Origin of the sequence: Psychromonas antarctica, assembly GCF_022267535.1 — a bacterium.
GTDB classification, from domain to species: domain Bacteria; phylum Pseudomonadota; class Gammaproteobacteria; order Enterobacterales; family Psychromonadaceae; genus Psychromonas; species Psychromonas antarctica.
Genome location: NZ_JAHNZV010000281.1, coordinates 1 through 721 on the forward strand (window position 1 = coordinate 1; position 721 = coordinate 721).

Sequence of the window (721 nt, forward strand, 5' to 3'; positions counted from 1 at the left end):
GTTACTTAAGTAAGAAAGCACGTAAAGACCGCTGGTACTGGAATCGTACTATCCAAGATAAACGCAACATTGCGCTAGAGGAAAAGAGACAATGGAAACCAGCGGTTGCTTATTGTCGTTATGCCGATGATTTTCTTGTGATTGTCAAAGGCAATAAACAGCAAGCAGAAGTGATACGCGATCAATGTCGAAACTTCCTTGAAGGTAAGCTCAAACTCACACTCAATATGGAGAAGACCCATATTACGCATGTGGATGATGGTTTTATCTTCCTTGGGCATAGGATCATAAGGAAACGTGGTCCTAAAGGTAATATGCGTGTGGTATCTGGTATTCCACATGGTAAGGCTAAAGCATTTTCTCATTCATTGAGCCAAGCTTTATCTAGTGATCACAGCTGTAGCAAGATAGACAAAGTTGAACAACTCAGTCGGAAACTTAAGGGCTGGGCACAATTTTATCGACATACTGATTATACCGCAAAAGTTTACAGTAAAATTGATCGTATTGTTTTCTGGAAACTTGCTAAATGGTTGGCTAGGAAATATCGCTGTTCTATTAAATCGTTAATGATGAAATGGATCAAACGCCCGACACCAAATCAGGCTAAGACTTGGGTACTATTTGGTAAAAGCAATCGAGGGAATTTATGTGGTGCATCACTCTTTAGATTAGTGAGTAGCCCTAAATTACAATTTCGATGGCGATTACCTGAATCAAA

Annotated in this window: 1 protein-coding gene; it reads left to right on the top strand. The window is 39.7% G+C overall.

What is annotated here, in order from left to right:
- Positions 1-721: group II intron maturase-specific domain-containing protein (locus tag KSO91_RS17480; protein ID WP_275114036.1), on the top strand; the 721-nt coding region annotated here is incomplete at both ends.